This is a genomic window from Glycomyces niveus, assembly GCF_017592475.1.
Taxonomy (GTDB): domain Bacteria; phylum Actinomycetota; class Actinomycetes; order Mycobacteriales; family Micromonosporaceae; genus Glycomyces; species Glycomyces niveus.
The window spans coordinates 368,962-394,018 of sequence record NZ_JAGFNP010000005.1; the positions used below are offsets into that span (position 1 = coordinate 368,962).

Annotated in this window: 24 protein-coding genes; 12 read left to right on the plus strand and 12 right to left on the minus strand. The window is 69.7% G+C overall.

All coding sequences use genetic code 11. The annotated features are described in order from the left end of the window. Window positions 1-80 precede the first annotated feature (80 nt). Window positions 81-602, plus strand: a complete 522-nt coding sequence (locus J5V16_RS12270; RefSeq protein WP_208496558.1) for an acyl-CoA thioesterase — start codon at window positions 81-83, stop codon at window positions 600-602. Window positions 603-609: 7 nt separating this feature from the next. Here J5V16_RS12270 and J5V16_RS12275 read toward each other — a convergent pair whose 3' ends face one another. Beyond that, window positions 610-900, minus strand: coding sequence for a hypothetical protein (locus J5V16_RS12275; protein WP_208496559.1), 291 nt, complete (start codon window positions 898-900; stop codon window positions 610-612). Window positions 901-1,037: 137 nt separating this feature from the next. Then, a complete protein-coding gene (locus J5V16_RS12280; protein ID WP_208496560.1) occupies window positions 1,038-1,856 on the minus strand; it encodes a class I SAM-dependent methyltransferase in 819 nt (272 codons plus the stop codon). Between the two features lie 150 nt (window positions 1,857-2,006). Here J5V16_RS12280 and J5V16_RS12285 point away from each other — a divergent pair, with 150 nt between their 5' ends. Further along, window positions 2,007-2,249 (plus strand): hypothetical protein, encoded by a 243-nt coding sequence (locus J5V16_RS12285; protein ID WP_208496561.1) that lies wholly within the window; start codon window positions 2,007-2,009, stop codon window positions 2,247-2,249. Here J5V16_RS12285 and J5V16_RS12290 read toward each other — a convergent pair. The 5 genes from J5V16_RS12290 to lpdA all read right to left on the minus strand — a co-directional run bounded on the left by J5V16_RS12290 (window position 2,246) and on the right by lpdA (window position 8,161). Then, on the minus strand, window positions 2,246-3,232 hold the full coding sequence (locus tag J5V16_RS12290; RefSeq protein ID WP_208496562.1) for a phosphotransferase: 987 nt from the start codon (window positions 3,230-3,232) through the stop codon (window positions 2,246-2,248). The genes J5V16_RS12285 and J5V16_RS12290 overlap by 4 nt on opposite strands. Then, on the minus strand, window positions 3,229-4,200 hold the full coding sequence (locus J5V16_RS12295; protein ID WP_208496563.1) for a phosphotransferase: 972 nt from the start codon (window positions 4,198-4,200) through the stop codon (window positions 3,229-3,231). The genes J5V16_RS12290 and J5V16_RS12295 overlap by 4 nt, the downstream gene beginning before the upstream one ends. Window positions 4,201-4,407: 207 nt before the next feature. Continuing rightward, window positions 4,408-4,839, minus strand: coding sequence for a hypothetical protein (locus J5V16_RS12300; protein WP_208496564.1), 432 nt, complete (start codon window positions 4,837-4,839; stop codon window positions 4,408-4,410). Window positions 4,840-5,029: 190 nt separating this feature from the next. Beyond that, entirely contained in the window at window positions 5,030-6,745 is a 1,716-nt protein-coding gene (gene sucB, locus J5V16_RS12305) for a 2-oxoglutarate dehydrogenase, E2 component, dihydrolipoamide succinyltransferase (RefSeq protein ID WP_208496565.1), read from the minus strand. Between the two features lie 27 nt (window positions 6,746-6,772). Continuing rightward, window positions 6,773-8,161, minus strand: a complete 1,389-nt coding sequence (gene lpdA / locus J5V16_RS12310) for a dihydrolipoyl dehydrogenase (protein WP_208496566.1) — start codon at window positions 8,159-8,161, stop codon at window positions 6,773-6,775. A 214-nt stretch (window positions 8,162-8,375) separates the two neighbouring features. Between lpdA and J5V16_RS12315 the strand changes: the two genes are divergently transcribed. Continuing rightward, window positions 8,376-8,708 (plus strand): oxidoreductase, encoded by a 333-nt coding sequence (locus tag J5V16_RS12315; protein ID WP_208496567.1) that lies wholly within the window; start codon window positions 8,376-8,378, stop codon window positions 8,706-8,708. Between the two features lie 128 nt (window positions 8,709-8,836). Here the strand turns inward: J5V16_RS12315 and J5V16_RS12320 are convergent, their stop codons facing one another. Next, window positions 8,837-10,294 carry a leucyl aminopeptidase gene (locus tag J5V16_RS12320; protein WP_208496568.1) on the minus strand — a complete coding sequence of 486 codons (1,458 nt, stop codon included), beginning with the start codon at window positions 10,292-10,294 and terminating at the stop codon, window positions 8,837-8,839. A 75-nt stretch (window positions 10,295-10,369) separates the two neighbouring features. Here J5V16_RS12320 and gcvT point away from each other — a divergent pair, with 75 nt between their 5' ends. The 6 genes from gcvT to J5V16_RS12350 all read left to right on the plus strand — a co-directional run bounded on the left by gcvT (window position 10,370) and on the right by J5V16_RS12350 (window position 18,113). After that, on the plus strand, window positions 10,370-11,452 hold the full coding sequence (gcvT, locus tag J5V16_RS12325; protein ID WP_208496569.1) for a glycine cleavage system aminomethyltransferase GcvT: 1,083 nt from the start codon (window positions 10,370-10,372) through the stop codon (window positions 11,450-11,452). Window positions 11,453-11,529: 77 nt separating this feature from the next. Beyond that, window positions 11,530-12,837, plus strand: a complete 1,308-nt coding sequence (locus tag J5V16_RS12330; protein WP_208496570.1) for a Gfo/Idh/MocA family protein — start codon at window positions 11,530-11,532, stop codon at window positions 12,835-12,837. A gap of 85 nt (window positions 12,838-12,922) precedes the next feature. Next, on the plus strand, window positions 12,923-14,356 hold the full coding sequence (gene uxaC / locus J5V16_RS12335; RefSeq protein WP_208496571.1) for a glucuronate isomerase: 1,434 nt from the start codon (window positions 12,923-12,925) through the stop codon (window positions 14,354-14,356). After that, window positions 14,357-15,652 carry an enolase C-terminal domain-like protein gene (locus J5V16_RS12340; RefSeq protein WP_208496572.1) on the plus strand — a complete coding sequence of 432 codons (1,296 nt, stop codon included), beginning with the start codon at window positions 14,357-14,359 and terminating at the stop codon, window positions 15,650-15,652. It abuts the gene before it with no gap. Continuing rightward, window positions 15,640-16,998, plus strand: coding sequence for a mannitol dehydrogenase family protein (locus tag J5V16_RS12345; protein ID WP_208496573.1), 1,359 nt, complete (start codon window positions 15,640-15,642; stop codon window positions 16,996-16,998). Before J5V16_RS12340 ends, J5V16_RS12345 begins: the two co-directional genes overlap by 13 nt. Continuing rightward, window positions 16,995-18,113 carry a Gfo/Idh/MocA family protein gene (locus J5V16_RS12350; protein ID WP_208496574.1) on the plus strand — a complete coding sequence of 373 codons (1,119 nt, stop codon included), beginning with the start codon at window positions 16,995-16,997 and terminating at the stop codon, window positions 18,111-18,113. The genes J5V16_RS12345 and J5V16_RS12350 overlap by 4 nt, the downstream gene beginning before the upstream one ends. Window positions 18,114-18,167: 54 nt before the next feature. Here J5V16_RS12350 and J5V16_RS12355 read toward each other — a convergent pair whose 3' ends face one another. Next, window positions 18,168-19,118: a pectate lyase family protein gene (locus J5V16_RS12355; protein ID WP_208496575.1), complete on the minus strand. Its 951-nt coding sequence runs from the start codon at window positions 19,116-19,118 to the stop codon at window positions 18,168-18,170. 243 nt (window positions 19,119-19,361) lie between these two features. Between J5V16_RS12355 and J5V16_RS12360 the strand changes: the two genes are divergently transcribed. After that, window positions 19,362-20,327 (plus strand): acetylxylan esterase, encoded by a 966-nt coding sequence (locus J5V16_RS12360; protein ID WP_208496576.1) that lies wholly within the window; start codon window positions 19,362-19,364, stop codon window positions 20,325-20,327. Window positions 20,328-20,378: 51 nt separating this feature from the next. Here J5V16_RS12360 and hisN read toward each other — a convergent pair whose 3' ends face one another. The 3 genes from hisN to aroA all read right to left on the minus strand — a co-directional run bounded on the left by hisN (window position 20,379) and on the right by aroA (window position 23,600). After that, complete coding sequence (hisN, locus tag J5V16_RS12365; RefSeq protein ID WP_208496577.1) at window positions 20,379-21,179, minus strand: histidinol-phosphatase; 801 nt, start codon at window positions 21,177-21,179, stop codon at window positions 20,379-20,381. A 64-nt stretch (window positions 21,180-21,243) separates the two neighbouring features. Continuing rightward, window positions 21,244-22,260 carry a ribosome small subunit-dependent GTPase A gene (gene rsgA, locus J5V16_RS12370; RefSeq protein ID WP_208496578.1) on the minus strand — a complete coding sequence of 339 codons (1,017 nt, stop codon included), beginning with the start codon at window positions 22,258-22,260 and terminating at the stop codon, window positions 21,244-21,246. Next, window positions 22,260-23,600, minus strand: a complete 1,341-nt coding sequence (aroA, locus tag J5V16_RS12375; RefSeq protein ID WP_408612412.1) for a 3-phosphoshikimate 1-carboxyvinyltransferase — start codon at window positions 23,598-23,600, stop codon at window positions 22,260-22,262. Before aroA ends, rsgA begins: the two co-directional genes overlap by 1 nt. 126 nt (window positions 23,601-23,726) lie before the next feature. Between aroA and J5V16_RS12380 the strand changes: the two genes are divergently transcribed. Then, window positions 23,727-24,434 carry an SOS response-associated peptidase gene (locus tag J5V16_RS12380; RefSeq protein ID WP_208496580.1) on the plus strand — a complete coding sequence of 236 codons (708 nt, stop codon included), beginning with the start codon at window positions 23,727-23,729 and terminating at the stop codon, window positions 24,432-24,434. Window positions 24,435-24,614: 180 nt separating this feature from the next. Then, the gene (locus J5V16_RS12385; protein WP_205327957.1) at window positions 24,615-24,968 is read left to right on the plus strand and encodes a WhiB family transcriptional regulator; all 354 of its coding nucleotides are present in this window, start codon (window positions 24,615-24,617) and stop codon (window positions 24,966-24,968) included. Window positions 24,969-25,057 lie beyond the last annotated feature (89 nt).

The window sequence follows — 25,057 nt, forward strand, 5'->3', positions numbered from 1 at the left end:
AGGCTGCCCTTGATCATGCTACTGTCGGGTAACTTGTGGGTCGATTCGGTGGTGGTCTGGTGAATCTTTACTTTCGGCTGTTGCTGCTGTGGTTGCGTTCGCGGCGGGCGGGGGCGTTGGCGCTGTGGGATGTCGCGGTGACGCGGTTCCGGGTGGTGCCGACGGATTTGGATCCGTTGGGGCATATGACGAACGGGCGTTATCTGACGATCATGGACGTGGGCCGGATCGATCTGATGGTGCGCTCCGGGTTCTGGGCGAAGATGAAGGCGCAGGGCTGGTACCCGGTGGTGGCCGGGCAGACGATCACGTACAAGAAGTCGCTGCAGCCGTGGCAGGTGTTCGAGATCCGGACCCGGGTGCTCGGGTTCGACGAGCGGTGGGCGTATCTCGAGCAGACGTTCTGCGTCGGTGATGCCGTGTACGCCCGGGCCTTCGTGCGGACCCGGTTCCTGAAGAAGTCGGGCGGATCGGTCGAGCACGATGAGCTCGAGAAGGTCGTCGGAGGATTCCCGGCCGACCTGCAGGTGCCTGAGTGGCTGCTGGAGTGGACGGCCGCGACCCACATCGCCAGTACGAAGCAGTCGCGGCCGTCTCAGTGACCTGGCGTTAGGTCGCGGGCGGCGGTGCTGGATCGGGTGGGGACGGTGCCTCTATTGGGGGCGGAGGCGGGAGTTCCCAGGCGGCGTGGCGGAGTTGGGTGACCAGATGGTCGGCGGCTGATTCGATCTCTTCGCGGCGGAGGCGGTCTTCGAGGCGGTTCGAGGCGATGCGGGAGAGGATGAGGATGTTCAGCCCGGTCTCGCGCAGCAGGTGGTTGAGCGGGATGCGTTTGCGGGCTCCCGCGAGTGCGGTTATGGATTCGGCGAGGTTGTCGAGTTCGGGAGAGACTGCCGGCATCGTGGCCTCCGATTGTTGTGCAGTTGTGGTGAGGCGAGGTGCCTCGTTGCTGGAAGTGTAGAGGCGACCACTGACGGTTTCTTCCGGTGAGGTTTGCTGCGGGTGAGGGCGGGGCTGTTCCGCCCTCACCGAGGATGTCAGGAGACTCTGGCCAGGATTTCTCCGTGGGGGATCATGAGCCAGCTTTCGGGGCTCGCTCCCCAGGCCTTCCAGGCATCCGAGATCGCTTGCAGCTCTTCTTGAGTGGCGTGGTCGCCGGCGAGTGCCCGCCTTGCGAAGTCGGAGTGCAGGGCGCGGTCGGCCCACAGGTCGCCCCACCAGGTCCGGTCCCGCTCGTCGCTGAAAGTCCAGGTCGTAGAGGTCGCCGTGATGGACTGCTCTTCGAACCCGGCCTGCAGCGCCCAGGACTTGAGGCGCCGGCCCGCGTCCGGTTCGCCTCCGCCTGCGCGGGCGACCTCTTCGTACAGGTCCAGCCAGTCGCCGAGCCCGTCGGATTCGGGGAACCAGGTGAAGGCCCGATAGTCGCTGTCGCGCACGGCGACCACGCCGCCGGGTTTGGCCACCCGCCACATTTCTCTCAACGCATGGACGGGATCTCCCACATGCTGGAGGACCTGGTGTGCGTGAACGACGTCGAACGTGTCGTCGGCGTAGTCGAGAGCGTGGACGTCGGCCACTGCGAAGGCCATATTCGTCAGCCCGCGGGACCCGGCCTCTTTCGCGGCCTGATCCACGATGGCCGGTACGCAGTCGACCGCCGTGACGTGTCCTTCCGGGGCGAGCGCGGCGAAATCTGCCGAGATAGTGCCTGGGCCGCAGCCGATGTCGAGGATCGTGCTGTCCGGCCGCAGTTCGGGCAGCAGGTACGCCGCCGAGTTCTCCGCCGTTCGCCAAGTGTGGGAACGCAGGACGGATTCGTGGTGGCCGTGGATGTAGGTCGCGGTCTCTTTCGCCATGAGGAGACTCTAGTGGAGAGTGCTTAATATATGGGAGCTACTTCCCGAATAATGGGAATGAGCGCGCTGGGTTCGCAAATGTCGCGAAACTGACATACGACACGGGTCGCGAACCACGGGCTTGGTTGGGTTGGCGCCTAACGTGATTCCATGGTGACTATTCCGATGGCCCTGCGCGCCGAGGCCCGCGAGGCCGGGCGTCAGACGGTCCGGGTCGAGACGCGGGCGAGGCTCGTCCGGGCAGTGCTGGCGTTCCTCGACGGGAACGGCGTGCGGCTCAGCGATGAGGAGCGGGCCCGGCTGTCCTCGTGCACCGACGACGCGCTCGTGGAGTCCTGGCTGTTCAAGGCCCCGTTCGTATCGAGCGCGTCGGAGCTGCTCGAAGAGGATTAGGCCCAGCCGCGCCGCCGCGCGAGCCAGTCGGCGGCCGCCAGAGCCGCCCAGCGCATATGCGTGTGGATCGCGGGGGAGACGATCGTCCGCGGTGCGTCGTCCCAGCCGTCGAGCAGTGCGCCGGTGATTGCGGCCAGCACGGTGTCGAGCTCGTCGCCGGAGACGCCGTCAGCGGTCGGGTGCGACCGGAAAAGCCGTTCGGCGTCATGGCCGTCGCCGTGGGCGACGATCAGCAGGTTCACGGTGTCGACCCAAGGCGGCGCGTACCTCGGCTTGGACCAGTCGCAGATCCAGGCGCGGTCGCGGCCGAGGAAGCAGTTGTCGGGCCGCAGGTCGCCGTGGGTCACCTGGTCGGTGACGAAGACCCGGTCGATGCCGGCCTCGACGGCCGCCAGTTCCGCCGACCGGCCTTGCAGCTGGGGCGGCAGGGCGATCGGCGCCTCCTCGCCGTTCGCGATCTTCTGGAAGACGCGGAGGTTCTCCGCGGTCTTCGGGCGGATGCCCGTCGCGACGAGCGGCGGCGGCGGCGGGTTGATGGCCGCCGCGGCCACCGCCCATGCCTCGAGCATGAGGTCGAGCGCTTCCGGCCGCATCGGAAGCGTGAACGGCTCGCCTTGGAGCGCTTCGAATCCGGTGACGGTCCAGTCGTCGACATCATCGTGGAACCGCACCGCAGGGGCCGGCACCTCGGGCGGGAGCGCGGCGGTCACGCGGCCCTCGTCCCGGTAGAGGCCATGGACTTCCGGCGGGTATGGCCCCGCGGCCTTGATGAACAGCTCGGCACCCGACGCGGCCCGGACGCGACCCGCGAAGCCCGTTGTGAAGCCGCCGCCCGCGACCGTCACTGCTGTCGGTGCGCCGCCGAGTGCGGCCGCGACGCGGGCGCGCACCGGCGACGGCAGCGACTCGTACGAAGGCCGGATCGCCGTGGCGGCGTAGTCGAGTGGTTCGGCACCGCGGAACGCCCGCGCGGGGCTCGTCACGTCCAGCCCCGGCGCTGGGCGAGCCAGTCGGCGGCGGCGAGCCCGCTCCAGCGCTGATGGGTGCGGATGTACGGCGAGACCTTGGGGATCAGCGGCTGCGCGGCTTGGCTGAGGTAGTAGCCGGTGATCGAGGCGAGCACGGTGTCGAGCTCGTCAGGGGTGACTCCCGCGGCGGTCGGGTGGGCCCGGAAGAGTGCGTCGGCATCGTGGCCGTCGCCATGGGCCGCAATGAGGAAGCACGCGGTGTCGAACCAGGTCGAGTGGACCTGGACCCAGTTCCAGTCGCAGATCCAGGCCTGGTCGGCGCCGACGATCATGTTGTCCGGGCGCAGGTCGAAGTGCATGACGGAGTCGGCGGCCATGGCTTCGTCGATGCCGCTCTCGATTGCGGCGAGTTCGTCGATGCGGTCCTGCAGCGCGGGCGGAACCGGGAACGGGTCTACTGCACCGGCGGCGACTCGGGCGAAGCGCCGCAGGTCCTCTTTAATGGGAACAGCGCTGACGCCGATGTCGAGCAGCGTCTGCGGCGCAGGGGTCAGGGCGGCGGCGGCCTGGGCCCAGGCGTCGAGCATGAGGTCGAGGTCGCGAGGGCTCATCGGGAGGGTCGGCGCGCGGCCGTCGACGGCTTCGAAGCCGAGGACGGTCCAGTTCTCGAAGTCGGCCGCGAACTCGAAGCGGGGGGCCGGAACGCTTTGGGGGAGTACGGCGTTGACGCGGGCCTCTTGGCGGAATGCGTTGAGTGCGAAGGCGTTATCTGGTCCTGCGGTCTTGATGAAGAGCTCGGCGCCGGATTCGGTGCGGACGCGGGCGGCGAAGCCGCCGCTGAAGCCGCCGCCGGCCATGCGGATGTCGGCGGGCTTGCCGCCGAGTTCGGCGATGATGCGCTCCTGGACGTAGGCGGGGAGTGTCGACCAGGTGGCGCGGTCTGCGGTGGCGTCGTAGGGGACCGTGGGTCCGAATCGGGACATGGGTCAGAGTGTGGCCGGGGTGCGGGCGCTGCCGCAACGAGTTTAAGCGGGAAGTCATTCCATTTCCGGCGCTAGCCTTCATATCGGACACTGGGAGGCCCCCGTTTTCAACGGTCCCAGACGGGTGCGACATCGCGTGACGTGCGGCCGAAATGCAAGCGGCCCTCGCTGCCGTGGTGGGGACGGCGGCGAGGGCCGGGTTCCATTCTAGGCGTTCGCGAGCAAGGAGGGAATCACCACCGGCATTACATAGCAGCCGATGTCGCCGACGGCGCTGTAGGTGAGCGCCCAGTCGGCGGTCTGCGCGTCCCTGCACAGCACCACGAACACGACCATGCAGCTCAGCGCCCGCTGCGCGTCGGTCATGAACCGAAGCCAGGATTCGGCCTGCGCTGGGTCCGGTTCGAGGACGGCGTCGAACAGGAGGGCGACGACTCGTTCGCCGCCCTTGGAGTACGCGGCGGCGACGCAGACGCGGAGCCGGTTCGGCTGTTCGGGGAGGGTGATGGTCCTGCGGGAGACGGCGATGGCGTCGTGGTCGGGGAGGTCGGGCCCGTCGGTCCAGTTGTACAGCTCGGTGGCGAATTCGGGGCGTGTCTCCATCAGCATGGCGAGGAGTTCGTTGTACTCGATAGACATTCGAGTTCCTAACTTCCGCGTGGGGTCACAAAAGGTGGGTTGTAGGAACAACGAGGACACGCTTTGCCGGTTACGGGTAGGCGTGGCGACTTGTGGAGGCCGCCCGCAGCTGCAAGACGGCGGCGATCGCACGCGGAAGGGGCGCGGCGGGATCATCCCGCCGCGCCCCTTCCGGTGTCGCTCGCCGACCTTACAGGCCCAGCTGGTGTTCGAAGTTGCCCTCTTCGATCCGCTTCGTGACCGCTTCGAGGTAGCGGGCCGCGTCGGCGCCGTCGATGAGGCGGTGGTCGTAGCTCAGCGTCAGGTGCATGACCGAGCGCACCGCGATGATCTCGCCCAGTTCAGGGTCGTTGATCACGCGGGGGCGCTTGACGATCGCGGCGGTGCCGAGGATCGCCGACTGGCCGAGCGGGACGATCGGCGTGTCGAACAGCGCGCCCACCGAACCGGTGTTGGTGATGGTGAACGTCGCGCCGAACAGGTCGTCGGGCGCCAGGCCGCCGTCGCGGGCCTTCTTGGCGATCTCGGCGATCCGCTTGGCCAGACCCGGGATGTTCAGGTCGCCGGCGTTCTTGACGACCGGGACGATGAGGCCCTTCGGCGTGTCCACCGCGAAGCCCACGTGCTCGGCCTCGGGGTAGGTGATCGTCTTCTCCTCCATGTTCATGGAGGCGTTGACGACCGGGTACTGCTGCAGCGCCTCGATCGCGGCGATGGAGAAGAACGGCAGGAAGGAGAGCTTGACGCCGTGGCGGGCCAGGAACTCGTCCTTCTTCGCCGCGCGGAGCTTCGCCACCTTCGTGACGTCCACTTCGCGCACCGTCGTCAGCTGCGCCGTGGACTGCATCGAGTTCAGCAGCGCCTTCGCGGCGGCCTGACGCAGGCGGCTCATCTTCTCGGTGCGGCCGCGCAGCGGGCTGACCTCGGCCGGAGCCGGAGCAGCCTTCGCGGGAGCGGCAGCGGCGGCCGGAGCGGGCTCCGGGGCCTTCTTCGCGTCGATGACGGCCTGGACGTCCTCCTTGCGGATGCGTCCGCCCACACCGGAACCGGTGACCTCGGCGAGGTCCACGCCGTTCTCGGAGGCGAGTTTGCGCACCAGCGGAGTCACGTACGAACCCGACGGCTTCGACGCGGCGGGAGCGGCGGCCGGGGCCGGAGCCGTCTCGGGCTCCGCCGGGGCCGGCTTGGTCGGCGTGCCCTCGGCCTGGGCCGGAGCGGGCTCCGGCTCGGGCTCGGACTTCACGGCCGGGGTCGGCTCTGCAGCCGGAGCCGGAGCGGCGGCCGCGGCGGCACCGGAGCCGATGATCGCGAGCACGGAACCGACTTCGGCGGTCTCGTCCTCGGCGACCCGGATCTCCAGCAGCGTGCCCGCCGCCGGGGACGGGATCTCCGTGTCCACCTTGTCAGTCGAGATCTCCAGCAGCGGCTCGTCCACCTCGACGGTGTCGCCCACGGCCTTGAGCCAGGACGTGACCGTGCCCTCGGTGACCGACTCGCCCAGCTCGGGGAGCAGGACCTCGGTGCCCTCGGCGGCACCGCCGGAGGAGGCCGGGGCCTCCGCGGCGGGGGCGGCCGGAGCCGGAGCCGCCTCGGCCTTGGGGGCCTCGGGCTCGGGCAGCGGCTCCTGCGCGGGCGCCGGAGCGGCCGGGGCGTCCCCGGAAGCCTCGGACGGGTCGCCGATGATCGCCAGCTCGCCGCCGACCTCGACATCCGTGTCCTCGGGGACCACGATCTTCAGCAGCACACCGGCGACCGGCGAAGGCACCTCGGTGTCGACCTTGTCGGTCGAGACCTCAAGCAGCGGCTCGTCGACCTCGACGGTGTCGCCTTCCTTCTTGAGCCACTGGGTGACAGTCCCCTCGGTGACCGACTCACCGAGAGCGGGCATCGTTACCGATGTCGGCATCGTTCGTTCAACTCCTGCGGTTGTGGATTAGTCGTGGGCGTGCAGCGGCTTGCCGGCCAGCAGCATCGCCGCTTCGCCGATCGCCTCGTTCTGGGTGGGGTGCATGTGGATCAGCTGGGCGACGTCGTTCGCGTAAGCCTCCCAGTTGTAGATCAGCTCCGCCTCGCCGATCTGCTCGGAGATGCGCGCGCCGACCATGTGGACGCCGACGATCGGGCCGTCCTCGACCGCGACGAGCTTGATGAAGCCCTGGGTCTTGAGGATGTTCGACTTGCCGTTGCCCGCGAGGTTGTAGTTGACCGACTTGATCTTGTCGGCCCCGTACTTCTCCTTCGCCTTGTCCTCGTTGAGGCCCATGGAGGCCACCTCGGGCTCGGTGAAGGTCACGCGCGGGATGCCGGTCTCGTCGATCGGGGCCGGGTTCAGGCCGGCGATGTGCTCGGCCACGAAGATGCCCTGCAGGAAGCCGCGGTGCGCGAGCTGGATGCCGGGGACGATGTCGCCGACGGCGTACACGTTCGGGAGGTTCGTCCGCAGGTTCTCGTCGACCAGGACGAAGCCCCGGTCCATGTTGACGCCCTGCTCCTGGTAGCCGATGCCGTCGGTGACGGGGCCGCGGCCGACGGCCACCAGCACCACGTCGCCCTCGACGACGGTGCCGCCCTGGATCGTGACCTGCACGCCCGAAGCGGTCTTCTCGACCTTCTCGAAGAACTTGCCGGTGTGGAACTTGATGCCGCGCTTGCGGAACGCCCGCTCGAGCTGCTTCGAGGAGTCGGCGTCCTCGGCCGCGATGAGGCGGGGGAGGCCTTCGATGATCTCGACCTCGACGCCCAGGGACTTCCAGGCGGAGGCGAACTCGACGCCGATGACGCCGCCGCCGATGACGATGGCCTTGTTCGGCAGCTCGGTGAGCTCGAGCGCGTGCTCGGAGGTGATGACCTTCTCGCCGTCGATCTCAAGCCCGGGAAGGGTCTTGGAGTAGGAGCCGGTGGCGAGGATGATGTTGCGGCCGGTCACCGTGGTGCCGTTGTCGACCTGGATCGTGTTCGGGCCGACGAGCGTGCCGGTGCCCTGGATGAACTCGACCTTGTGCGCCTTGACCAGGCCCTGGAGGCCCTTGTACAACTTCGACACGACGTCGTCCTTGTACTTCTTGACCGCCGGCATGTCGACGCCCTTGAACTCGGCCAGGATGCCGAACTGCTCGGACTCGCGCGCGGTGTCGGCGACCTCGCCGGCGTGGAGCAGCGCCTTGGTGGGGATGCAGCCGCGGTGCAGGCAGGTGCCGCCGACCTTGTCCTTCTCGATCAGGGCCACCGACAGCCCCAGCTCAGCCGCGCGGAACGCGCTGGCGTAGCCGCCGCTGCCGCCGCCCAGGATTACTACGTCGTATCCTGCGTTCGGGTCGCTCATTGCTCTCCCCACTTAACGATGCTTAGGTTCGGGGCCCATCCTTCCACCGGGGGCGACTCGTGATCGCCCAGACCCTGTGGTTGGAGTGTGCAACACCATTCAACCGCTTGCTGCGAGCATTCGGAAAGTCCCCTTCGTGTGCGGCTGGACACAGGTGTCCTAGCGCGTGTGTACGCTTGGAAATCACGCCTCAACTGGTGCGGAGGGAGCGGCCGTGGGCTTGTTCGGACGGAAGAAGAAACAGGGCAAGGGAACGCTGGACCGTGCCTCTGACAACGCTGACCAGCGACACCTCATCGACTTCATCAAAACGCGCGTCGGCGTCGAGGCCTACCTCGAGCCGAAGACCACCGTCACCGAGACGACCGTCATGCTCATCGCCCACGACGGCGAGTGGACGCGGCGGCGCGTCGACGGCCCGGCGGGCGCGTTCGCCCTGGGCCGCAAGTACAACACCCCGGTGTACGAGGTCGCCAAGACCGGATATCCGCAGCGTAAGCGCGACTACGACGCGCGCCGCAAGCTCGAGCAGCAGGGTCGCCACTAGAATTTTCACCCCTCGCTTACGCAACGATTGCGCAATATTCACCGCACTGTCCCGCCACTTGGCGGTGAGGAAGGTGAAAGCGAGAAAGGGCCCGGCGGCAGCCGGGCCCTTTTTGCACATCTGGGTGATTACGAGGCGAACTCCTCGAGCAGCGCGACGAGGGTCCGCACCGGGAACCCGGTCGCGCCCTTCGCGATGTAGCCGTAGGTCGAGTCGGAGTCGGCCGGGCCCGCGATGTCGAGGTGCGCCCAAGGCAGGTCCTCGGGCACGAACTTCGACAGGAAGATCCCGCCCTGCACCATGTGCCCGTCGCGCTTGAGGCCGGTCGCGCACTGCGAGACGTCGGCGATGGAGGACTCCATGAGCTTCACGATGTCCTCGGGGAAGGGCATCGGCCAGCCGTGCTCGCCGGTGGTCTCGCCGATGCGGCGCAGCCGCTCGGTCTCGGTGTCGGTGCCCATGAGGCCCATGGTGCGGCGGCCCAGGGCGATGAGCTGGCCGCCGGTGAGCGTCGCCACATCGTAGAGCGCGTCGGGCTCGTCCTCGAGCGCCCGCGAGATCGCGTCGGCGAGCACGAGGCGGCCTTCGGCGTCGGTGTTCAGCACCTCGACGGTCATGCCGTTGCGGATGGTGATCACATCGGACGGGCGGAACGAGGAGCCCGAGAGCATGTTCTCGGCGAGCGCCACGGTGCAGGTGACGTTCACGTTGAGGCCCAGTCTCGCGGCGGCGAGGGTGGCGCCGACCACGGCGGCGGCCCCGGCCATGTCGCCCTTCATGTCCCACATGCCCGCGCCCGGCTTGATGTTGATGCCGCCGGAGTCGAAGGTGATGCCCTTGCCGACGAGCGCGACATGCCGGGTGGCGCCTTCGGGCCGGTAGGAGAGCCGGACGAGGCGGGGCTCGGCGGAGGAGCCGCCGCCGACGGCGAGGACGCCGCCGTAGCCGCCCGCTGAGAGCGCTTCGGCGTTGAGGATCTCGACGTCGACGCCCGCGGCGGTGGCGGCCTGCTCGATCTCGATCGCGAACGTCGGCGGGCGCAGGAGGTTCGCGGGGGCGTCGGCCCAGTCCTTGACGAGGGCGACGCTCTCGGCGAGCACGGTCGCCTTGGCGATGGCGGCCGCGGTGGCGCCGTAGACGGCGACCTCGGCGGGGGCGGCGTCGCCGCCGTCACCGGTCTTGTAGCCCTCGAACTTGTAGGCGCCGAGCGCGGCGCCGACGGCGGTGGCCTCGGGGTCGCCCTCGAACGCGATGGCGACGGTGTCCTTGCCGAACGCGGCGCGCACGGCCGTGCCGGCGGCGCGGCGGAGGGTCTCGTCGTCGAGGTCCCCGGCGTCGCCGAGGCCGACGGCGTAGACGAGCTTGGCGCTCAGGCCTGCGGGGGCGGGGAGGCGGGTGAGCGAGGAGGCCGAACCGGTGTTGCCGAGGACGGCCAGCTGCTCGGCGAGGCGCCCGCCGAAGGCGGCGTCGATCCCGGCGAGGCTGTCGGGGAGCACGGGGGCGTCCTCGCCGGAGAAGACGCCGACGACGAGCACTTCGGCCTCGGCGGCGGCGATGTCACCTGAGGCGGCGTTCAGAGCTGTCACGATCCATCCTTAGCTGTTCTGGGGACCAAATGCTCCGATCCTAGTCACTGGGACGAGGACGATAGTCTCTGTCCCATGTCGGAGACACTGCTCACCTCGCCCCTGCACGAACGCCACCTCGCCCACGGCGCGAAGTTCGCCGAGTTCGCGGGATGGAACATGCCGCTCCAGTACGAGAGCGGCGTGCTCGCCGAGCATCAGGCGGTGCGCACCGGGGTCGGCGCCTTCGACGTCTCGCATCTGGGCAAGGTCTGGGTGACGGGCCCGGGCGCGGCGGCGTTCGTGAACCGGTGCCTGGCGAACGACCTCGACCGGATCGGTGCGGGCGGGGCGCAGTACACGCTGTGCCTCGACGGGGACGGCGGCGTGGTCGACGACCTCATCGCGTACCGGTTCTCGGACGACGAGGTGTTCCTGATCCCCAACGCCGCCAACACGGCCGAGGTCGCGCGCCGCCTGGAGGAGGCCGCGCCCGAGGGGATCGAGGTGCGCGACGTGCACCGCGGATTCGCGGTGATCGCGGTCCAGGGCCCCGAGTCGCCGCGCATCCTCGAGTACCTGGGGCTGCCGCACGACCACGAGTACATGACCTTCCGCGAGCACCTGGTCGACCACGCGGACGTGATCGTCTGCCGCTCGGGCTACACCGGCGAGACCGGGTTCGAGCTGGTGGTGCCGAACGAGGCCGCCGTGGACCTGTGGGACGGGATCCTCGTGGCGGGCGCGGCCCCGTGCGGGCTCGGCGCGCGCGACACGCTGCGCCTGGAGATGGGCTACCCGCTGCACGGCCAGGACCTGAGCCTCGACATCACGCCGGTGCAGGCGCGCCTGAACTGGGCGATCGGCTGGGACAAGCCCGAGTTCTGGGGCAAGGCCGCGCTGGAGGCGGAGCGCGCCGCGGGCCCGAAGCGGCGGCTGTGGGGCCTCGAAGCGACGGGGAAGGGCGTCCCGCGCGCCCACATGGCGGTCATGGACGGCGACGAAGTGGTGGGGGAGACCACATCGGGCACGCACGCGCCGACCCTGAAGAAGGGCGTGGCGCTGGCCCTGCTCGACGCGGCCTACAAGCCGGGGGCCGAGCTTGAGCTCGATGTGCGTGGCCGCCGGTTGCCAATTCGGGTTGTCAAGCCCCCCTTTACGAAAGCCACGCCGAAGTAAGCCCAGCCAGACCCGGCTCTTGATTGCGGCAAGTTTCTCCGATAGCGTTTACCAAAACTCGCCGACGAAGGAGTCACATGACTGGCACGCCGCATCGCTACGCCCTTGTGGGGACCGGTTCTCGCGCCACGATGTACCGCAACGCCATCACCGAGCGGAGCGGCAAGGCCCGCCTCGTCGCACTCGCGGACACCAACCCCAAGCGCATCGCCGCCCACGTCGAAGCGATCGAAACCGCTGGCCATCCCGCGCCCGCCGTGTACGCCGCGGCCGACTTCGACCGGCTCCTCGCCGAGACCGGGCCCGACACCGTCATCGTCACCTCGGTCGACGCCACGCACCACGAGTACATCCTCGCCGCTCTCGCCGCGGACAAGGACGTCATCTGCGAGAAGCCGCTGACGACCACCGGCGCGCACGCCGCCGCGATCATCGAGGCTGAGGCGAAGTCGAAGGGCACGGTCACCGTCACCTTCAACTACCGCTACAACCCGCTGCACGAGAAGGTCGCCGAGCTCCTGCGCGACGGCGCCATCGGCGAGATCGCCTCCGTGGGCTTCGACTGGCTCCTCGACACCCGCCACGGCGCCGACTACTTCCGCCGCTGGCACCGCGAGACCGCGAACTCCGGCGGCCTCCTCGTCCACAAGTCCGGCCACCACTTCGACCTCGTCAACTGGTGGCTCGACGCGGCCCCCGTGCGCGCCTTCGCGAAAGGCAAGCTCGCGTTCTACGGCGAGAACGGCAAGCGCACCGGCCACGACCGCGGCTACGCCCGCGTCCACGGCTCCCCGGAGGCCGCGGACGACCCGTTCGCCCTCCACATGGAGGACAGCCCCGGCCTCAAGCAGATGTACCTCGACGCCGAGACCGAGGACGGCTACATCCGCGACCAGTCCGTGTTCGCGCCCGGCATCACCATCTACGACGACATGATGGCCCTCGTGGACTACGACTCCGGCGTCACGCTCTCCTACCGGCTCACCGCCTACTCCCCGTGGGAGGGCTACCGGGTCCACTTCAACGGCACCCAGGGCCGCCTCGAACTCCTCGTCGTCGAGAACGACCACGTCAACCCGGCATTGAAGGGCCCCAACGGCGCCTCGCTGCACGGCACCGACGCCTCCCCCGAAGAAGGCTGGTACGAGCTCACCCTCCACCCCTTCTGGACCAAGCCCCAGAAGATCGACCTCGGCGACTACCAGCGCGCCGGGCACGGCGGCGGCGACGTGCGGATGCTCGGCGTCCTCTTCGACGGCGACACCGACCCGCACGACCGCTCTGCGAACGCCCAGGACGGCGTCAACGCCCTCGCCGCGGGCCTCGCCGCGAACGCGTCCATCGAGACCGGCCTCCCGGTCGACGTAGCCGACCTCTTGAAGTAGGAAGCGCCCCATAATGAACCCGCACCCGTCGCCCCACCCAGCCGGCTCGCTGCGCTCGCCTCTCCCCGAACCGGAGTAAACACTGATGAGTCTGAATCCCGACCGGCTGTTCCCGGCCGACGAGCGCACGCGCGCCATCGCCCGGGAGCTCCACCAGCGCACCGCCGACCTGCCGCTGGTCAGCCCCCACGGGCACGTCGACCCGCGTCTGATGTCGGAGAACCGGCCGTTCCCCGACCCGGCCCGGCTGTTCGTCGTCCCCGACCACTACCTGACCCGGATGCTCTACAGCCAGGGCGTGACCCCCGCCGAGATGGGCGTCCCGTCGGTCACCGGCGAACCCTCTGAAGTGGATGGACGCACGATCTGGCGGCGCTTCGCCGAGCATTACCGCCTGTTCCGCGGCACGCCCTCGAAGATGTGGCTCGACTACACCTTCGCGGAGGTCTTCGGGATCTACAAAGAGCTCGGCCCCGACACCGCCGACGAGTTCTACGACCACCTCTCCGCGCGCCTCACCGAGCCGGCCTACCGGCCCCGGGCCCTGTTCGACCGCTTCAACATCGAAGTGCTCGCCACCACCGAGTCCCCCGTGGACTCCCTGGAACCGCACGCCGCGCTCGCGGCGCTCCCTGCCCAGAACGGCCGCAAGTGGGGCGGCAAGGGCGGCAAGGTCGTCACCACGTTCCGGCCCGACAACATGGTCGAACCCGGCTGGCCCGGCTGGAAGGAGCGGGTCGAACAGCTCGCCGAGATCACCGGCCAGGACACCTCGACCTTCGACGGATTCCTTGCCGCGCTTCGCCAGCGCCGCCAGGACTTCATCGCCGCCGGGGCCACCTGCACCGACCATGGGAACCTCACGGCCGCAACCGAAGACGACCCGAAGGCCGCCGCCGAGATCTACGCGAAGGCCCTCAAAGGCGAAGCGGACGAGGCCGAGATCCTGCGCTTCCCCGCGCTCATGCTCACCGAGTTCGCGCGCATGAGCGTCGACGACGGCCTGGTCATGCAGCTCCACCCCGGGGCGAACCGCAACCACAACCAGTGGCTGTACGAAGGCTGGGGCCGCGACGTCGGCGGCGACATCCCCAACGCCACCGAGTACACGCGCGCCCTCAAGCCGCTCCTCGACGCGTTCGGCAACCACCCGCGCTTCCGCATCGTCCTGTACACCCTGGACGAGACCGTGTTCAGCCGCGAGCTCGCCCCGCTCGCGGGCGGCTACGCCTCGGTGTTCCTCGGCGCGCCCTGGTGGTTCCTCGACTCGCCGGAGGGCATGCGCCGCTTCAGGGAAGCGGTGCACGAGACCGCCGGGTTCTACAACACGGCCGGGTTCGTCGACGACACCCGCGCGTTCTGCTCCATCCCCGCCCGGCACGACGTGGCCCGCCGCATCGACGCCGCCTACCTCGCCCGCCTCGTCGCCGAGCACCGGATGACCGAGCAGGAAGCCGCCGAGGTCGCCCTCGACCTCGCCTACCACCAGCCCCGCAAGATCTATGGATTGGACAGCTAAGTGACGACCCGGATCGAACGACTCGAAGTCCACGACGTACGGTTCCCGACCGCGACCGCCGGCGACGGCTCCGACTCGATCAACCGCGCCGACTACTCGGCCTGCTACGTCGAGCTGTTCACCGACGGCGGCCCCACCGGGACCGGCTTCACCTTCACCGGCGGGCGCGGCACCGAGATCTGCGTCCAGGCCGTGAAGGCCTTCGAGCACCTCGTGGTCGGCAAGACCGTCGAGGAGATCTTCGCGAACCCGGTCGAGTTCTCCCGCTCGATCATCCAGGAACCCCAGATCCGCTGGCTCGGCCCCGAGAAGGGCGCTACCCACATGGCCGTCGGCGCGATCGTCAACGCCGTGTGGGACCTGCGCGCCAAGCTCGAAGGCAAGCCCATGTGGCGCCTCCTCGCCGAAATGGACTCCGCCGAACTCGCCGCCCAGATCGACTACCGGCACATCGAGGACGAGCTCACCTACGACGAGGCCGTCGCGATCCTCGAAGAGGGCCGCATCGGCTACGAGGACCGCCTCAAAGTCCTCGAGACCGACGGCTTCCCCGCCTACACCACCTCCGTGGGCTGGCTCGGCTACTCCGACGAGAAGGTCCGCGCCCTCACCGAGCAGGCCGTCGCCGAAGGCTGGACCGCCGCGAAGATGAAGGTCGGCTCGTCCGACGTCGCCGACGACGTGCGCCGCGCCGCCATCATCCGCGACGTGCTCGGCCCCGACCGCCTGCTCATGATGGACGCCAACCAGATCTGGTCCGTCCCCGAAGCCATCAAGAACATGCAGGAACTCGCCGCGTTCGACCCGTACTGGATCGAGGAGCCCACCCACCCCGACGACATCCTCGGCCACGCCAAGATCGCCAAGGCCGTCGCCCCCATCCGCGTCGCCACCGGCGAAGTCGCCGCCAACCGCGTCATCTTCAAGCAGCTCCTCCAGGCCGAAGCCATCAAGGTCTGCCAGATCGACGCCTGCCGCGTCGGCGGCATCCCCGAAGTCCTCGCCACCCTCCTCATGGCCGCCAAGCACGGCGTCGACGTCTGCCCCCACTCCGGCGGGGTCGGACTGTGCGAATACGTGCAGCACCTCGGCATGTTCGAATACCTTCGAGTGGGGAAGACCCTGGAGGGCCGCATGATCGAGTACGTCGACCACCTGCACGAGCACTACACCGACCCGGTCACCGTCGTCGACGGCCGCTACCGGCTGCCGACTCAGCCGGGCTACTCGGTGACGCTCAAGCCCGAGTCCATCGCCGAGTTCTCGTTCCCGAACGGCCCGGCATGGAACGCCTGACCAGCTCGGTCCTGAAGCGGCTCCCCGGGGACGTGCAAGTCCCTGGGGACCGCCCTCAGACCGCCGGCGTCCTCCACCTCGGCGCGGGCGCCTTCCATCGCGCCCACCAGGCCGTCTACACCGACGACACCGACTGGGGCATCACCGTCGCCGCGCCGAACTCGCGCGGTGTCATCGACGCCCTCGCCGAACAGGACGGCCTCTTCTCGGTCGCGACCCTCGGACCGGAAGGCGCCTCGATGCGCGTCGTCGGCGCCATCGCCGACACCGTCCACATCGCCTCCGAACGCGAACGCGCCGTCGACCTCGTCGCCGCCGAGACCACCCACGTCGTCACCCTCACCGTGACCGAGAAGGCCTACCGCGACCCCGCCGGCGTCCCCGGCCTCCTCGCCGCCGGACTCGCCATGCGCGCCGCGCGAGGCGGCCCGCCGCTCACGATCCTGTGCTGCGACAACCTGCCCGACAACGGCAAGACCACCCGCGCCGCCGTCGAACCCCTCCTCGACGACGCCACCCGCGACTGGGCCGAAGGGAACGTCGCCTTCCCCTCCTCGATGGTCGACCGCATCGTTCCCGCCTCCACCCAGGCCACCTACGAACGCGCCCTCGCCGACCTCGGCGTCACCGACCTCGCCGCCGTCGAAGCCGAACCGTTCACCCAATGGGTCATCGAAGACGACTTCGCCGGGCCCCGGCCCCCCTGGGACGCCACCTATACCCACGACGTCGCCGGTTGGGAGCGCTTGAAACTGCGCACCCTCAACGGCGTCCACTCCACGCTCGCCTACCTCGGCGCCCTCGCCGACGTGGAGACCATCAGCGAGACCCTCGCCCTGCCCGGCGCCGAATCCTTCGCGCGCTGGCTCATCGCCGAGCAGATCGCCCCCAGCCTCACCCCGCCCGACGGGCAGGACACCGTCGCTTATGGCGAAGGCGTGCTCGAACGCTTCCACAACCCCGGCATCCGCCACCGGTGCCTCCAGATCGCCATGGACGGCTCCCAGAAGCTCCCGCAGCGGCTCTTCGCCACTATCGCGGACCTCGCCGAAGCGCACGTCGACCTCGACCTCATCGCGCTCCCGGTCGCCGCCTGGACCCGCTTCTGCGCCGGGCGCAGCGACGACGGCGCCGAACTGCCCCTCGACGACCCGCTCAAAGACGTGATCCGCCAGAGCCTCGCCGCCGCCGGGGGGAACCCCGCCGCGCGCATCGACGCTATCCTCGGGCTCCACCAGATCGTCCCCCCCACCGTCGCCGAGAACCACCAGCTGCGCCGGGCCGCCGCCAAATGGCTGCGCGAACTCGACCGGCACGGCGTCGCCACCACACTGGAGCACCTGTGACCGAAACCCGCACGCCCCGCATCGCCCTCGTCGGCGCCAACGGATACGGCCTGCACCACCGCCACAACCTCGAACCCCGCCGCCGCAGCGGCGAACTCGACTTCGTCGCCCTCTGCGACACCGCAGAGATCTACGAGGACGACCAGATCCCCGTGGGCGACCTCCCCGTCTTCGACGACTACCGCGCCATGCTCGACGCCACCGACCCCGACGTCGTCATCATCGCCACCCCGCCCCCCACCCACCTGCCCATCGCGGGCGCCGCGATGCGCCACGGCGCCGACGTCTACCTCGAGAAGCCCCCCGTCGCCAACCTCGCCGAATACGCCGAGCTCTACGACGTCATGACCGAGACCGGCCGCAACGTCCAAGTCGGCTTCCAAGCCCTCGGCTCCCACGCGTTCAACGCCCTTCGCGACGCCATCGAAGCCGGAGAACTCGGCGAGGTCGAATCCGTCGCCGTCGCCGGCTCCTGGCAGCGCCCCGACTCCTACTACCGCCGCTCCCCGTGGGCCGGCAAGCGCGAAGCGAACGGCAGTCTCATCGCCGACGGCGCCCTCGCCAACCCGTTCGCCCACGCCTCCCAGGAGGCCATCGCCCTCGCCGGCGACTGGCCCCTCGACGGCCCCATCGAACTCGAGCGCCTGCGCACCCGCGAGAACATCGAAGTCGACGACACGGCCGTCTGGCGCGCCACGAACAAGAACGGCGTCAAGATCACCGTCGCCGTCACCCTCTGCGGCGACAAGAAGCTCGAAGGCGACGTCTACGTGCGCGGCACCAAGGGCGAGGCCTGGTTCGAGTACCCGACCGACCGGCTCCTCCTGCCCGGCGAGACCGAGCCCAAGCAGTACGGCCGCACCGACCTCCTCGACAACCTGCTCGCCCACCGCAACAAGGGCGTCGGCCTCATCTCCGGGCTGCGCCGTGCCAAGACTTTCACCGGCGTCCTCGAGACCGTCCTCAACGACCCGATCCCGCGCCTGGTCGACCCCGAGCACCTCGAACGCGTCGGCGACGACCCTGTGACCATCCTCAAGGGAGCGGACAAGGCCGTCGAAGCCGCCGCCAAGCAGGGCAGGCTCTTCAGCGAACTCGGCCTCCCCTGGGCCTAGGAACGCGAAGGGACGGCGCCGCGTTCCTTCGCGGCGCCGTCCCGTTGCTTCGGGCTAGCTCGCGCCCGCGCTGGCCGTGACGACGGACTTGACCGACGACGGCGTGGTGAGCGTGTAGGAGTAGGGGACGCCGGACACCGATCCGCTGGAGGCGGGGGTGCCGGTGTTCACCAGGTGGTTGTTGCGGGAGAGGATCCGGCCGGGGTCGGAGTCGCCCTCGCCGATGTGGACGGCGTCGTCCGCGTTCTCGAGGTAGTTCCCTTCGAAGAGGACGCCGGCGTTCATCGTGGTCGCGACGCAGTACGCGCCGATGTTGACGTAGTAGTTGTTGAAGACGTGCACGGTGGAGCCGAAGCGCACGCGCGGGGTGCGCTGGTTGGTGCCGTTGAACCAGTTGTGGTGGTAGGACACGCGGAGGTGGCCGATGTCCTGGCCGCCGTTGGAGTCCGAGTGGCCGAGGAGCATCGTCTTGTCGGTGCCGTTGAACCGGTTCCAGGACACCGTGATGTAGTCGGAGCCGCGCTTGATGTCGAGCGCGCCGTCGTTGCCGGTGCCGAAGGTGTTGTTGTCGAACCACAGGTTCGTGGAGGCGTCCTGGACGTTGATGGCGTCGTCGGACCAGTTGTTGAACCGCATGTTCTGCACGATGACGTTGCGGTCGGAGTCGAAGTTGAGCCCGCCGCCGGTGAAGGTCGCGCCTGAGTTGCCGATGATCGAGGTGTTCGATCCGACGTTGACCATGCCCGAGAGGGCGATGGTCCCGCTGACGCGGACGATCTTGGCCGAGTTGCTCGCGACGGCCGAGACGAACGCCGAGGCGGAGGTGACGGTGGTGGTCGGGCCTCCGGCGCCGCCGGTGGTGCCGCCGTTGAGGGAGGCGTAGCCGATGGGGCCGGACTGGGCCAGCGCCGGTGCCGGGTTGAAGACGCTGATCGACAGGGTCGTCAGCACCACGGCCACGACGAGCCCGAGGGCCCGCCTGGCATGGAGGGTGATCGTCGACATTGACGATGTCCTTTCGTAGATGGGGAGGCACGGCGATCGATCCGTAATATCGATGTGCCTCTATATATGACGGTAAGCCCCGCTGGACAGCGGTTGCAAGACCTACCCCCGAAATAGGGGCAAACGGGGCGCACGATGCGGCGACCACCCCGTCTGTCGCCTGGCAACCGGTGGTGTCCCAGGGACTGGCCCCGCCGCCCGCGACGATTGCAGAAGTTCGTTTGGTCGTGCTACAAACTCTCCATGGCTCTTTTCGACCTTCCCCTTGAACAGCTCCGCGAATACCGCCCCGACGTCCCCGAACCGGCCGACTTCGACGAGTTCTGGAAGACCACGCTCACCGACGCCTCCGCCCACGACCTCGACGTTCGGCTCGAGCCGTTCGCGACCGACCTGGTCACCCTGGAAGTGTTCGACGTGACCTTCGCCGGCTTCGGCGGCCATCCCATCAAGGCCTGGCTCGTCAAGCCCAAGGGCATCGAAGGCCCCCTCCCGTGCGTCGTCGAGTACATCGGCTACTCCGGCGGCCGCTCGATCCCGATCTCGCACACCACGATCCCCGCCGCGGGCTGGGCACAGCTCGTCATGGACACCCGCGGCCAGGGCTTCGGCCACTGGCAGCCCGGCGACACCGGCGACCCCTACGGCACCACCGGCCCCACCAACAAGGGCTGGATGACTCAGGGCATCGAAGACCCCCAGCACTACTACTACCGGCGCGTCTTCACCGACGCCGTCCGCGCGGTCGACGTCGCGAAGAGTCTCGACGGGATCGACCCGAACCGGGTCGTCGTCGCCGGCGGCAGCCAGGGCGGCGGCATCGCCCAGGCGGTGGGCGGCCTCCGCGACGACCTCGCCGGCGCGATGATCGACGTGCCCTTCCTGACCTACTTCCGCCGCGCCACGACCATCACCGACGCCTTCCCCTACCGGGAGATCGGCGAGTTCCTCGCCGGGCAGCGCCTCAGCGAGGAGCGGGCGTTCGCGACCCTCGACTACTTCGACGGCGTCAACTTCGCCGCCCGCGGCACCGCCCCCGCGCTCTACTCCGTCGCCCTCATGGACGACGTCTGCCCGCCCTCGACCGTGTTCGCGGCCTACAACCGCTGGCAGGGCGAGAAGCGGATCACCGTGTGGCCCTGGAACGGCCATGAAGGCGGCGGCATCCTCCAGCGCGCCGAGCAGCTGAAGTTCCTCGCCGAACGCTAGACGAACAAAAGGGGGCGCGGCCGTTTCGGCCGCGCCCCTTCGCTGTACGCCTTACTGCTCCCGGATCTTCAACCGCTCCAAGGCCTGCTCGTGCAGCAGCCCGTTCGTCGCCAGCGCCGTGCCGCCGTCAGGACCGGGACGGCCCCGCAGGTCCGTGAACGTCCCGCCGGCCTCCTCGACGATCAGCGCCAGCGGCGCCAGATCCCACAGGGCCACTTCGGGTTCGGCCGCGATGTCCACCGCGCCCTCCGCGAGCAGGCAGTACGAGTAGAAGTCGCCGAAGCCGCGCTCGCGCCACGCCTCGTGCAGCAGCCCGAGCATCGCCCCCTGCCGGTCCACTTTCGACCAGCTCGTGATCGACGAGATGCTCACCGAGGCGTCGGAGAGCTTCGCGACCTTCGAGACCTGGATCCGCTTGCCCGCGCGCTGGTCGCGCCCGGCGAACGCGCCGGCGCCCTTCATCGCCCACCAGCGGCGGCCGAGCGCCGGGGCGCTGACGACGCCGACGACGGGCTCGCCCCGGTCGAACAGGGCGATGAGCGTGGCCCAGACCGGCACGCCGCGAACGTAGTTGCGGGTGGCGTCGATCGGGTCGATGACCCACTTGCGGCCTGAGGCCCCGGGGTTGTCGCCGTACTCCTCGCCGAAGATGCCGTCGCGGGGGCGGGCGCGCCCGAGCGTCGAGCGCAGCACCTCCTCGATCGTGGTGTCGGCGTCGCTGACCTCGGTCATGTCCGGTTTGGAGGAGACCCGCAGGTCGGAGGAGCGGAACCGGCTGTTGCCGATCTGGGCGGCGCTGTCCGCGAGCAGGTGCGCGAGGCCGAGATCGTCGTTATAGCTGGAGGTGGGCATGGGCACATCCTACTGAGCCCCTGGAGGAGGCCTCGACCAGCGAGGCAACGAACAGGTGAACGGCCTAGTTCTTGGTGTCGGCCTCGTGCAGGGAGGCGAGGACGCGGCGGAACGAGGCGAGGCGGCCGGCGCGCGGGTCGTCGGGGCCGATGGCGGCGTCGAGGGCGCAGTCGCCGATCTCGGGCGTGTGCGTGCAGCCGCGCGGGCAGTCCTCGGCGACCGCCTCGAGTTCGGGGAAGGCCTTGAGGATCGAGTCGGCGGTGACGTGCGCGAGCCCGAAGGAGCGGACGCCGGGGGTGTCGATGACCCAACCGCCGGTGGGCAGCTGGAACGACATGGTGCTCGTCGAGGTGTGCGAGCCCTTGCCGATCGCGCGGACCTCGCTGACGGCGCGCCCGGCGCCGGGCACGAGCCGGTTGACGAGGGTGGACTTGCCGACGCCGGAGTGCCCGAAGAACACGTTCTCCTTGTCGCGCAGCAGTGCCACGAGTTCGTCGAGGGGCGCTTCGGGCTCGGTCGTGGTGATGGTGAGGTCGAGCTGCGAGTAGTAGGAGCGGACCTCGGCGACGAGTTCGGGCGCGAGGTCGTGCTTGGTCAGGCACAGCACGGGCGCGACCCCGGCGTCGTAGGCGGCGACGAGGCAGCGGTCGACGAAGCCGTACCGCAGCGGCGGGTCGACGAGGCTGGCGACGACCACGAGCTGGTCGACGTTGGCGACGACGACGCGCTCGTTGGCGTTCTCGTCGTCGGCGGAGCGGCGCAGTTCGCCGTGGCGCGGTTCGATCCTGACGATCCGGGCGAGGGTGCCCGGGTCGCCGGAGCGGTCGCCGACGAGCGCGGCGCGGTCGCCGACGACGATGGACTGCTTGCCGAGTTCACGGGCCTTCATGGCCGTGACGGTGACGCCGTCGACCAGGCAGGTGTAGCGGCCGCGGTCGACCGCGGTGACGAAGCCCTCCTGCGCGTGCTCGTGCTTGGGCCGGATCTTGGTGCGCGGCCGGGAGCGGCGGGTCGGCCGCACCCTGACGTCGTCCTCGTCCCACTCGTCTTCCTCTTCGGCGTCCCAGTCCGGCTGCGGCACTAGGCGTCAGTCCCCTCGGTCGGTGCGGCGTTCCCGTGCCCGCGCACGGCCTGCTCCCACACTTCGGCGAAGTCGGGCCAGGTCTTGGAGACGCAGGCGACGTCGTCGAGCACGAGGCCCGGGACGACGAGGCCGGCGACCGCGCCCGCGTGGGCCATGCGGTGGTCGGCGTAGGTCGCCCAGGTCCCGGTCGCGTGGCCGCCCTTGTTGACGCGGAAGCCGTCCTCGAACTCGTCGACGTCCGCGCCGATCTTGCGCAGCTCGGTGACGAGCGCCGAGACCCGGTCGGTCTCGTGGCCGCGGATGTGGGCGACGCCGCGGATGGCGAAGGGGCCGTTGTTGACGCCGAAGAGCGCGGCGAGCGTCGGGGTGAGCTCGGCGGCGTCGGCGAGGTCGAGTTCGACCGGCAGCACCGAGGGCGAGCCGACGACGGTGAGGCCGCCGCGGCTCCATTCGACGCGGGAGCCGAGCTGGACGAGCAGGTCGCGGATCTTGTCCCCGGCCTGCGTGGTCTCGGTCGGCCACCCTTCGATGGTGACCCGGCCGCCGACGGCGGCGGCCGCGATGAGGAACGGCGCGGCGTTCTGCAGGTCGGGTTCGATGACCCATTCGCGGCCCTGGAGCTCGCCGGGGGCGACGCGCCAGCGGTCGGGCTCCGAGTCGTCGACCTCGGCCCCGGCCTGGCGCAGCATGTGCACGACCATGTCGAGGTAGGGGCGGCTCGGGACGGGCCTGTCGCCGACGTGGCGCAGGTCGAGGCCCTGCTTGAAGCGGGGGCCGGCCATGAGGAGCGCGGAGACGAGCTGGGAGGTCTTCGAGGCGTCGACCTCGAGGACGCCGCCTTCGACCGAGCCGGTGGCCTCGACGGTGAACGGCAGGGCGAGGCGGCCGCCGTCCTCGACGGCGACGCCGAGGTCGCGCAGGGCCTTGATGACGCCGTCGTTGGGGCGCTTGCGCGCGTGCGGGTCGCCGTCGAAGGCGACGGGGCCGTCGGCGAGGGCCGCGACCGGGGGCAGGAACCGCATCACGGTCCCGGCGAGGCCGCAGTCGACCTCGGTACCGCCCTTGAAGGTCCCGGGGACGACGGTCCACAGGTCGTCGTCGCCGGTGTCGACCGCGACGCCGATGGACCGCAGCCCTTCGACCATGAGGAGCGTGTCGCGGGCTATGAGCGGCCGCCGGATCGTGGAGGGGCCGGAAGCGAGCGCGGCGAGGATGAGGGCGCGGGCCGTCATCGACTTCGAGCCGGGCACGCGGACGACCGCGTCCAGCTCGGCCTCGGCGTACGGAGTCTCCCAGCGGCGCTTCTTGGGGGCGGCGGTTGCGTTCACGCCCGCCATTCTAGAGGCCCGCGGGCTGCGCACCCGAAGGTCGGCGCATCGGGGGTGGCGCGGCCGGGGCCGCCCGCGCCGGCCGCGCGGAAATTGAGGAGCCGGAGTGTCGGTGGCGGGGGCTACCGTGTGGGCATGTGCGGACGGTACGCCAACAGCAAGTCGAGCCCCAGCATGGCGGCGCTCTTCGACGCCGAAGACCTCATCGCGGGCGCTTGGTCCCCGCTCTACAACATCGCGCCCACCACCCTCGCGCCGGTGGTCCGCCGCTCGAAGTCGAAGGACGAGCGAGTGGTCGAACTGGCCCGGTGGGGGCTCGTCCCGCCCTGGGCCTCGGATCCGGGGATCGGGTCGCGGATGTTCAACGCCCGCATCGAGACCGTGTCGACCTCGCGCGCCTACAAGCGGCCGTTCGCGTCGCGGCGCGCGCTCGTCCCGGCCGACGGCTGGTACGAGTGGCGCAAACTCCCGGGCGGCGGCAAGCAGCCCTACTTCTTCACCCGCCCCGGCGGCGTCGTCTTCGCGGGGCTCTGGGACACCTGGAACCGAGGCGATGTCCACCTCATGACCTTCACGGTCCTCACCTGCCCCGCCGTGGGGGAGGCGTTCGAGACCGTGCACGACCGCATGCCGTACGTCCTGCCGCCCGAGCGGTACGCGGCGTGGCTGGGGGAGGAGCCCGCCGGCGAGGGCGAGCTGCTCGCCGGTCCCGCCCCGTCGCTCCCGGACGACATCGAGATCCGCAAGGTCGGCCGCGCGGTCGGCCGCGCCGACAACGAGGGCCCCGAACTGGTCGAACCCGTCGACGGCGACGAAGGCCCCTCGACCCTTCCTGGACTGTGAGCCCAATCACTTTCGGTGAAACGTATCTGTACCCCATGTCGGCGGTCTTTCGTGTACAAGCCGCCGCCGGCCATAGGGAATCACTTCCCGCGCCGAGTTGATCGACGCGGGGAGGGGCCGGCGGCGCAACGCCCCTGCAACCACAAGGCTCTGCATCCACAACGAACATGGGAGGCAGCAATGCGGCGAATCCGCCCCGACGAGGTGGCCCGAGCCCGGAGAGACCCCCGGCTGCTCGATGCCGCCGAGTACCGCAACGAGATCATCCGAGGCGCCTACCGGATGAGCGGCGACGCCTGGCTCCGCCAGGGCAACTGCGCCGACGCCGAACCCGACGTCATGTACCCCGAGCCCCGCGAGCCCATCGACGAGGCCCTGGCCATGTGCGCGTCCTGCCCGGTCCGCACCCCCTGCCTGGTCCGGGCCCTCGAGGCCCGCGACCGCCACGGCGTCTGGGGGGCCACCGCGCCCCGCGAGCGCCGGGCGATGATCGAAGTCTGGAAGGACATCAACCCCCTGGCGGTCGGCGCCTAGCCGAGCCCGCCGAATCGAAAGCCGCGACCGCTGCAGCCCCAGCGAAGGTCGCGGCTTTTCGTCGTCCGGGGGAGCGGGGGAGGTAGCCT

Bases quoted from the DNA above. Each gene is read 5' to 3' on its own strand.
- J5V16_RS12295 (WP_208496563.1), bottom strand. From the start codon at position 4,200: ATGTCCCGATTCGGACCCACGGTCCCCTACGACGCCACCGCAGACCGC.
- J5V16_RS12360 (WP_208496576.1), top strand. From the start codon at position 19,362: ATGGCTCTTTTCGACCTTCCCCTTGAACAGCTCCGCGAATACCGCCCC.
- J5V16_RS12330 (WP_208496570.1), top strand. From the start codon at position 11,530: ATGACTGGCACGCCGCATCGCTACGCCCTTGTGGGGACCGGTTCTCGC.
- hisN (WP_208496577.1), bottom strand. From the start codon at position 21,179: ATGCCCACCTCCAGCTATAACGACGATCTCGGCCTCGCGCACCTGCTC.
- J5V16_RS12280 (WP_208496560.1), bottom strand. From the start codon at position 1,856: ATGGCGAAAGAGACCGCGACCTACATCCACGGCCACCACGAATCCGTC.
- J5V16_RS12355 (WP_208496575.1), bottom strand. From the start codon at position 19,118: ATGTCGACGATCACCCTCCATGCCAGGCGGGCCCTCGGGCTCGTCGTG.
- sucB (WP_208496565.1), bottom strand. From the start codon at position 6,745: ATGCCGACATCGGTAACGATGCCCGCTCTCGGTGAGTCGGTCACCGAG.
- J5V16_RS12275 (WP_208496559.1), bottom strand. From the start codon at position 900: ATGCCGGCAGTCTCTCCCGAACTCGACAACCTCGCCGAATCCATAACC.
- J5V16_RS12385 (WP_205327957.1), top strand. From the start codon at position 24,615: ATGCGGCGAATCCGCCCCGACGAGGTGGCCCGAGCCCGGAGAGACCCC.
- J5V16_RS12300 (WP_208496564.1), bottom strand. From the start codon at position 4,839: ATGTCTATCGAGTACAACGAACTCCTCGCCATGCTGATGGAGACACGC.
- lpdA (WP_208496566.1), bottom strand. From the start codon at position 8,161: ATGAGCGACCCGAACGCAGGATACGACGTAGTAATCCTGGGCGGCGGC.
- J5V16_RS12285 (WP_208496561.1), top strand. From the start codon at position 2,007: ATGGTGACTATTCCGATGGCCCTGCGCGCCGAGGCCCGCGAGGCCGGG.
- aroA (WP_408612412.1), bottom strand. From the start codon at position 23,600: ATGGCGGGCGTGAACGCAACCGCCGCCCCCAAGAAGCGCCGCTGGGAG.
- gcvT (WP_208496569.1), top strand. From the start codon at position 10,370: ATGTCGGAGACACTGCTCACCTCGCCCCTGCACGAACGCCACCTCGCC.
- J5V16_RS12345 (WP_208496573.1), top strand. From the start codon at position 15,640: ATGGAACGCCTGACCAGCTCGGTCCTGAAGCGGCTCCCCGGGGACGTG.
- uxaC (WP_208496571.1), top strand. From the start codon at position 12,923: ATGAGTCTGAATCCCGACCGGCTGTTCCCGGCCGACGAGCGCACGCGC.
- J5V16_RS12380 (WP_208496580.1), top strand. From the start codon at position 23,727: ATGTGCGGACGGTACGCCAACAGCAAGTCGAGCCCCAGCATGGCGGCG.